Origin of the sequence: Methanosarcina sp. 1.H.T.1A.1 (assembly GCF_000979295.1) — an archaeon.
Taxonomy (GTDB): Archaea; Halobacteriota; Methanosarcinia; order Methanosarcinales; family Methanosarcinaceae; genus Methanosarcina.
The window spans coordinates 1-8,560 of record NZ_JJQY01000021.1 but is presented as its reverse complement, the minus strand read 5'-3'; the positions used below and the strand labels follow the sequence as shown (position 1 = coordinate 8,560).

6 protein-coding genes are annotated in these 8,560 nt (G+C 35.0%); 1 reads left to right on the top strand and 5 read right to left on the bottom strand.

The genetic code is table 11. The features are described 5' to 3' along the window. The 5 genes from EO95_RS02895 to EO95_RS02875 all read right to left on the bottom strand — a co-directional run. Positions 1-1,024 (bottom strand): right-handed parallel beta-helix repeat-containing protein (locus EO95_RS02895; protein WP_048131984.1); only part of this gene is annotated, 1,024 nt, incomplete at its 3' end. 549 nt (positions 1,025-1,573) lie between these two features. After that, complete coding sequence (locus EO95_RS02890; protein ID WP_048131980.1) at positions 1,574-2,755, bottom strand: glycosyltransferase family 4 protein; 1,182 nt, start codon at positions 2,753-2,755, stop codon at positions 1,574-1,576. 140 nt (positions 2,756-2,895) lie between these two features. Next, complete coding sequence (locus tag EO95_RS02885) at positions 2,896-4,026, bottom strand: glycosyltransferase family 4 protein (protein ID WP_048131978.1); 1,131 nt, start codon at positions 4,024-4,026, stop codon at positions 2,896-2,898. 266 nt (positions 4,027-4,292) lie between these two features. Then, a complete protein-coding gene (locus EO95_RS02880) occupies positions 4,293-5,255 on the bottom strand; it encodes a glycosyltransferase (protein ID WP_048131982.1) in 963 nt (320 codons plus the stop codon). Between the two features lie 211 nt (positions 5,256-5,466). After that, complete coding sequence (locus EO95_RS02875; protein WP_048131976.1) at positions 5,467-6,408, bottom strand: NAD-dependent epimerase/dehydratase family protein; 942 nt, start codon at positions 6,406-6,408, stop codon at positions 5,467-5,469. Positions 6,409-7,665: 1,257 nt separating this feature from the next. On the opposite strand from EO95_RS02875, the gene EO95_RS02870 reads away from it, so the two are divergent. Beyond that, a complete protein-coding gene (locus tag EO95_RS02870; protein WP_048131974.1) occupies positions 7,666-8,457 on the top strand; it encodes a glycosyltransferase family 2 protein in 792 nt (263 codons plus the stop codon). Positions 8,458-8,560: the final 103 nt, after the last annotated feature.

Here is an 8,560-nt window from a genome sequence, read left to right as displayed (position 1 = left end):
AGATGTGTATAAGAGACAGGTATACACCATCAAATACATTGTTCTCAATAAGAGTATCGTAAAAGCCACTAGTTACGATACCACCCACCCAATCGATGCTCGGATTCGTGCCAGTGCTATAGAAGATATTGTGATGAATATGGACATTTTGCGCCTCTTCTCTGGAGTAAGAAGAACCGTATCCTATCAACCATAACCCGGGTCCAAAGGTGTTGTGGATGGTATTATTATATACTTCGATATCATCCATGACAGCTGAGGACTTCTGGATCTGAATTCCGGGTCCGCCTGCATCCTTATCATAGGAAGAATCAATAAAGTTGTCATGGAATTTTACATGATTTGAATTCCATACTCTGAGGCCGCTATTAGTTCTGCAGGTTATCGTATTATTCCAGGCTTCCACATTCTGAGATTCAATAGCATAAAGCCCGTCATGTCCAAGATTATATATAGTGTTATTATAAAACTGGATGTTTTCACCGTAGTGAATTCGTAGTCCATCGCCGTGGCCATCGTGCATGTACATATTACAAACCGTTATGTTTTTTACTTGACCAAAATATATACAGTTGTAATATCCTTTTCCTTTTGGAGTTTCGGTGTTGCCATTGTGATTCCCGTCTATCTCAAATCCTCTTACAGTAAGATTGGTTACAGGACCCTTGCTGCCAATTAAGGGTATCATAGGAGAATTAGTCCATCCTGCATGGTCAACTAATTTGACAACAGAGGCTGAATCACCTTCAAGAACCGTGTTACTACTTTGAATGTAAATGGTATTCTCTATGGTATAGGTAAAAGGACCTTTAAGATAAACGGTGGTGTAGTCTGGATTCTCTGCCACGAATTTAAGGGCCTGATTTATCTGTACATCATCGGCTTTTCCATCACAGTTGAAGTCCCCACTCCCATCTCCCGCAACATAAATAATAGGTGCAGAAGTCCGGCATGAAACCATAGGAACACTAGCAAGGACAAGACAGCCTATTAGGAAAAAGATTACAAATTTTCGATTCAACATCGCTGTTATTTTAGGCCGACCGGAATCAAATTTTTTCCCGACTTCCGGGTGCAAAGAGTCAGTTTTTTCATGGGTAAACATAATGTAAAAAATGGAAATGTTGATTAAACACTCGTTTAATTTATTTCCTCTGCAATTGGTCCACTTAGTGAGGTTTTGCAAATATTATCCACTCCCTAACCTTAGTGAATTTACAAAGAGCTCTGGTGATAATTTTCAGCCCAGATGCAAATGTGTTTGTGAGGTGCATGCTGGCAAACGAATGTGATTCTCTTTTGCCAGACAACGTCTCATCTGTGAGTCAATTCCCCCCTTCTATACAAACAATCAAAATTAATTTAGCTAAAATATATAACTAAATTTCAATTGTTCTCATTGTAAATTAGCCCTTCTATTATAAAAAAGTGTATGCAAATCTTTAAATATATTTAAAGAGTCGCGCGTGAAATATTTTCTCCAGTCTGGTGCTAGATTTTGTGATTGAGTCGTGTAGATATTAAATTGAGACACGTTCCGACAATAGACCGAATTTCAATGTATATCCCATAATTAATGACTTTTAATCACATCATTACAAACAGCCAGTACTTTTCTTGCAACACTATGCCAGCTGTGATTTTCAACAACATATCTACAACCCTTATCACCCATCAAGCTCCTTGCATTTTCATCGGGAAGTAATTTTATCACAGCAGCTGCAAGTTCTTCAGGGTCCTCGGGTGTTACTGATATTCCCCCGCCAGAAACCTCGATTAAGTCTTTTACCCCCGGAATGCCACTTGCTACAAGGGGTTTCCCGCAGGCAAGGTATTCATATGTTTTTAACGCTGATAAACCGATTTTCGAATTTCGTTCACGAATAAATGGGGCAACACAGATATCCGAGGCATTAATGTACATGGGTACCTTTTCGTATGAGATTCTTCCAGTAAAAAAAAACTTCTCCGATAAACCCAGATTATCTGCTAGTTGCATCCATTCTTTTTTCATAATGCCGTCTCCAACAACCATAAAACAGACATCCGCATATTCTTTTAGGATTAATGGAGCTGCTTTGATTAGATATTCAACACCTTGCCAGGAGACCAAATTCCCAACAAAACAGACATAGTATAATGAAGTATCCAAATTTAATTCCCATTTTACTTTACTTTTCTCCATTGGGGTAAATAAATCCGTGTTAGCACCATTATTAATTACAACAATTTTGGATTCAGGAATGGAATATAGATCCATAAGTCCTTTTTTTACTCCACTCGTTACAGCAACTAATTTACTACATCCATTAAAATTTATATTTTCTATTAACCTTGCAATCTTAATATTCAGTTTTGATGAACCTTGAATAATCATTTCATCAATTGTAAGACCATTAACTTCTCCAACTTGAGTAATTTTTAACAGAGACGATACAATAGAAGAAGAGATACTGTTTCCAGCCAATCTTGTATAAAATAAATCAGGTTTTATTTTGATCGAATAATAACTAAGATACGAAAAAAGAGCTAGTTGATATATGAATATATTTAAATAATTAGCAAATGGAAACTGGAAATGAGTAGAGGGGACTTCTATGATATTAGAGTTCTTAAAGTTTCCATTTTCTGAACTTTTAGAAAAGAGAAACACGTCAACACCTAGATTTTGAAGATTGTTAAATACTTCAATTGCATGGACATTGGATCCATTAAACAAATCCAATTGCCTTCCATAAATAATAAATAATTTCATGAATCGTAACTCCCAATAAATATATGGAGGCGTTGTAGTTTATATTAATATTTTCTCACTTATTGTTTCTGCACCATAACATTACGAATCAGAAAAACTTTTGACTATTTACTAACGAAAAGATAGGTAAATCATACATCTTAATGGAGCAGTTGGTCATATAGTTTTTCAAACCCATCTGTAATTGTTTCCCAATCATAATTTTTTACAATATGGTCCCTGGCACTGTGCCCAATTCTGTATCTGAACTCTTCATTCTCTAACAGATATATTATTGATTCAGCTAGTTTTTCGGGATTCTTTGGAGGCACCAATAAACCATTTTCACTCTCCTTTATTAATTCGAAACTTCCTTCAACGTTTGTTGCAATTGAAGGAATACCACATGACATAGCTTCCATTAAACTCGTTGGGAATCCTTCTCTATAAGAAGGCAATACAAAAATAGTTGCATTTTGATAATATTCGATAATCTGTGATTTACTTAGAGAACCCGTAAATACAAAATTATCTTCCAATTTAAGTTTATTCACCTGCTTTTTTAAATTATCTAATATAGTTCCGGATCCTACCAAAATAAATTTCACATCAGGATATTTTTTGCACACAATGCTTGAACATTCGATTAAATCTGATAATCCTTTAAACACTTCAAACCGGCCAGTATATAATACGTACCTTAAATTTGATCTGTTTTCAGAGGGTCTAAAGAAATTAGTATCAACTCCATTATGAACTATAGTTATTTCTTTTTTTAGTGGGTGATATATTCTTAAATCATCAGCACAGGAATTAGATACAGCTGTCAGTACATCACTTTTCTCAACAATTTCTTGTTCTATTTTAAATAGACGTTTGCGTAATAGTTTTACAATAAAAAAATGCAACGTTTTGGTTTCCATATGGTCCAATTTTTTTTTAGAAGCACCGTGTGAAGTGAATATAACATTCCACGAATTATTGAAAACTGGTTTTACTGGTATAAGTGTACCATGCAAATGAATTAAATCAAAATTAAACTTCAAAGATTTGAGCAATTTATTGATATACAATTGATGAATTTTAAACGGAGATGGAAAAAACGGGACAAATCTAACCCTATAAACAGAAATCCCCTCTATCTCTTCACAATATGTTTTTCTCCAGTTTCCTCTCGTAATAACTGTAACGTTGTGTCCTCTTTCTACAAGTCGTTTTGACAAATTATAAACATAAGTGCTGATACCACCTACATCTGGCGGGAACTCAGAAGTATACATGCAGATTTTCATAATTTTAGTCCTACTACAATTAAATAAAAATGAGACCTATTTGATCCGATAGAAGATAAATAAAACAATCTTACTCGAAAGATGATCATAATATACTTATTTTGTATCTATTCAACGTACCCAAAATCATCAGAATGATATTGATTTTGCGATCTCGGATACCTGAACATACTACCTCTGTTAAAACTGAAAAACATAATCAATAGCCAACAATTAACTAAAATGGAGTCAGCTTGGTTTGCCTATTTTGTATTTAAGAAGCTAGCTTATTGATGCTGTTTTTTCCTGCGCTGGGTAGTTACACTTATTTTGGATATTATTTGCGTAATCCCTCTATAATATGAATTATACGGGAATCCACCTTTTGAGATCCCTTTTAGTAATTCTGCACATCCATCTTTATATTTTCTATTAAACAAAAGATCATAAACACCACGGTCACACAAATATCGCCCCTGGTTCTTTATTTTCATTTCATCAATTAAGTTATTAAACTCAATTGATTCATAACTATCATGACTATAATTTCTTCTTTCTATTGCAAATTCTCTGGCAATATCTGCATATATTCTCTGTAAAGTATGATGTTGCATAGTTAAACTGTTATCAGAAACTCTCCATCTAATAAGAGGTTGTGCGATGTTAGACAATTTGTACTTGTCACTAAGTCTCAAAATCAGATCATAATCCTGTGAATATCGAAATTTTTCTCTATAAGATCCCACATCATCTAAAGCTTTCCTTCTGACCATTATAGAGCTATGAATAAAAGGATTAAGATTATTCATAAATTTATTCACAAAATCCGGTTGTGACATTACATTCATAAAGCCAATTTTATTCCCGAAACTGTTTATTAAATAAGCTCCAGATCCGACTAATCCAACATCGGGGTGATTATGTAAGTAATTAATCTGTTTCTCCAGCCTTGAGGGTTCTGCAAGATCATCCGAGTCCAATCTTGCAACAAACTCTCCATTGGAATTTTTAATACCAACGTTAAGAGAAATCGTCAAACCAATATTCTTTTCATTGTCAATTACTTTGATTCGAGGGTCCTTTTCTGAAAATTGATTAATTATTTCTAAAGTATTATCAGAAGAAGCGTCATTTATAATCACAAGTTCCCAATCATCATAAGTTTGATTTAATATACTGGAAATTGAGTCCGAAATAAATTTTTCCGAATTATAAGCAGACATTACAACACTAACGAGATCTTTTTTCATAGAGGAATCAACCATTTATAATTTTTTTAGATTACTTTCGATTACCCTGTAATTTCATCTCATTGCAGATATTCGGAATTCTTTTATGGAGTTATATTCACTCAGCTTTAAAATCTATAATTTTTTGCCTCAAAAAATAAAGCGATAACCCTATATAATTATGAAAACCAAATCCTGATTAGTATAGAACTCTCCGGATTCATAGATCTAATCATTTGTAGAGATATTCGTTTTCTCTAAACCATTCGATAAATTTATCTAATCCTTCAACAATGTTTGTTTCCGCTTTCCAATTAAGCAACTTTCTTGCTTTTGTTACATTAGACTTAGTATTCTTGACATCGCCTTTCTGAGTATCTATATACTTTATTTTTGCCTGTTTTCCGACGGTTAACTCTATTTGTTTTATCAAATCATTGACAGTAATATTGTTCCCGCCACCGATATTCACCACTTCTCCTACAACATCACTTGTTGCTGCCAGAAAATTTGCTTCAACTATATCATCAACATAAGTAAAATCTCGGGTTTGAGACCCATTCCCATAAACCGTTATTTCCTCATCATTAAGTATCTTACTAACAAATTTGAAAATCGCCATATCGGGCCTTTGTCTCGGACCAAAAACGGTAAAATATCTCAAAGAAATAGTTGGCATGCTGTAATTTGTGCAATATAACGAGCATAAATGCTCAGCTGCCAATTTAGTAACACCGTAAGGAGAGACAGGATTTAATAAAGATTTTTCATTCATCGGTAGCTCATCAGTATCTCCATATACAGATGACGAAGAAGCATACACAAATTTTTTAATATTACTGTCCTTATAATATTCGAGCAGTTTTTGAGTCAATCTGATGTTGTATTCAAGATACGTATCAAAATATTTCCCCCATGATGCCCTGACACCGGCCTGTGCGGCCTGATGGAAAACATAATCTACATCAGGGTATTTGTCAATAGAGAGCAAATCTTTATTTATAAACTCAAAATTATCATGGTTCAAAGCTGTATAAAGATTATTATCTTTGATATTTTTAGAGTAGTAAGCGGTAAAACAGTCAACACCTACTACCTCATATCCTTCTTTCAATAATCTTTCAGTCAAGTGAGAACCTATAAACCCAGCGCAACCAGTAACCAGTGCTTTCATCAAGTACGCCTCTGTAATGAAGTTGTGGAAACATTAAACTTACTTTAAATTGATGGCTTTTCGGTGTTTTGTGCGGGTTGATAATAATTACCCGGTTGAAAAGTGACCACCCCAAATCATAAACATCTATCTTGAATATGGTTTTCCAAACAAAAATGTATTCAAACATTATATATGTTGTACTATGTTTTAGAAGTTGACTCCAAATTATCCCCAAATAGTGAAGAGCCAATATGATTCATGCCGATTGGGAAGATAAGTCTCATCATAGCATGGAGTAATTCCTATAACCATTCTATATACGAGCCTATCCCAAAACTCAAAATTTGCTTCTTTATATCTCTTATTTTAAGTGGCCAATCGAGCTTCTACTTATGAAAGTAAGCCTGAATAATTTTGGTATTGGGATTAAAACTGGGTTTTGGGATGAGTTCTACCATAAAAGTCGTTTGATTGTCAACATCATCATCAAGAGGGTAGGCACAGGGCGCAAGTACACTCCCATATAGTGATCTTATAAATATTTCCGAATTTGGAGATTGGCCTGAGTTTCAACTCCTTAGCCTTTTTTTCTATTCATTAAAGCTTATGTTACTAAATTCTCTCTTTTTTTCAATAATGCTTTTAACTTGATCTATTCAACTCAATTTTTTGTAGAATATTCTTCTCTTTCCATACCGACTATTATAATAATATATTTATTTTTCATCACATTTCTAATAATTCTTACTTCCCAACTTAGTGTCTGACTCTTTTTTTTAAAATCTTTCTTTAATAAAACCATTCATTTTTTATGTTACCGCGTATCGCAAAAAACCTCTTGATTCCTATATATGTATAAATTTTTATTCCCCTATTGATGCTAGGTAAGATTTATATCGGAGCGCTTTAAGCTCCTTTTCGGGCTAACGGGATTTCCAATTAAGCTTATTTCTTTTTCGTTATCGGGCGGACTGCTTAATTATTTTTTGGGTCCCAATATTTATATAGCTCATATCTTTAAACAAATACACGTCTTATTCCGAACTATGACTTGCTTGCAGGGCATCTTTCCTTTCCCTAAAAGGAGCACAACAATCCCCCAAATGATGCGCTGTAGATCTGGTTACAGACGATCCTTAGAAACCCTTTAAAGTTTGTGGAGCGATGACTCTGAAAAATATATTCAATGTATTTGAAATTCTCGCCGATTTCTCTATAGAAAGGCGCTTTATAAACATTCTTGAGTTTTTTCATCAAAGAGGTAGATGATATAATATGACCATTACTATTGCAGCCATGCCTGCGTATAACGAAGCCCATTCCATTGCAGATGTTATCAAAGGCTGCAAAAAATACGTAGACTGGGTGGTGGTCGTGGATGATGGGAGTACGGACAATACTGTCGATATCGCTGAATCCCTTGGTGCCTACGTAGTCCGCCACGAAATAAACAGAGGATACGGAGCAGCCCTTCGAAACTGTTTTGAAACCGCCCGCAACCTCGGCGCAGGTGCTATGGTCATAATCGATTCCGATGGCCAGCACGATCCTTCCGAAATTCCCCAGCTTCTTGAGCCCTTAAAACAGGGATTTGACCTTGTGATTGGCTCAAGGTTCGTCAACGGCAACGGAAAAAATGTCCCTATTTACCGTAAGTTTGGAATGAAAGTTCTTGATATTGCAACTTACATAGCAGGTGGTCTCAATGTCACTGATTCCCAGAGTGGTTTCCGGGCATATGGCAGAAAAGCTATTGATAATATAAACCTTAACGGCACTGATATGTCTGCCGGCTCTGAAATTCTTATTCAGGCAAGAGACCATAAACTGAAATTTACTGAAGTCGAAATTCACTGCAGGTATGATCTTGAGGACTGTTCCAGTGAGCATCCTTTCATACATGGCCCCCGGGTCCTGTTTCAGATTTTAAAAGATATGGAGTACAGGCGCCCCCTGTACTATTTTGCCGTTCCGGGCCTTATAGGGGCTTTTATGATATTTACAGGAATCATACTGCACGCCATTTCACGAATGATATTTCTAAATGAACAGATTCGAAAACAATAAAGGTTAAAAACGGGGTCATTTTATGGAATATCCTTTTGTTTCGGTTGTAATAGGTATTCGCAACGAAGAAAAATTCATTGAAGAATGCATTGAAGCGCTTCTT

Excerpts from the sequence above, each read along its gene's own strand:
- EO95_RS02890 (WP_048131980.1), bottom strand. The coding sequence starts at position 2,755 with ATGAAATTATTTATTATTTATGGAAGGCAATTGGATTTGTTTAATGGA.
- EO95_RS02885 (WP_048131978.1), bottom strand. The coding sequence starts at position 4,026 with ATGAAAATCTGCATGTATACTTCTGAGTTCCCGCCAGATGTAGGTGGT.
- EO95_RS02880 (WP_048131982.1), bottom strand. The coding sequence starts at position 5,255 with ATGAAAAAAGATCTCGTTAGTGTTGTAATGTCTGCTTATAATTCGGAA.
- EO95_RS02875 (WP_048131976.1), bottom strand. The coding sequence starts at position 6,408 with ATGAAAGCACTGGTTACTGGTTGCGCTGGGTTTATAGGTTCTCACTTG.
- EO95_RS02870 (WP_048131974.1), top strand. The coding sequence starts at position 7,666 with ATGACCATTACTATTGCAGCCATGCCTGCGTATAACGAAGCCCATTCC.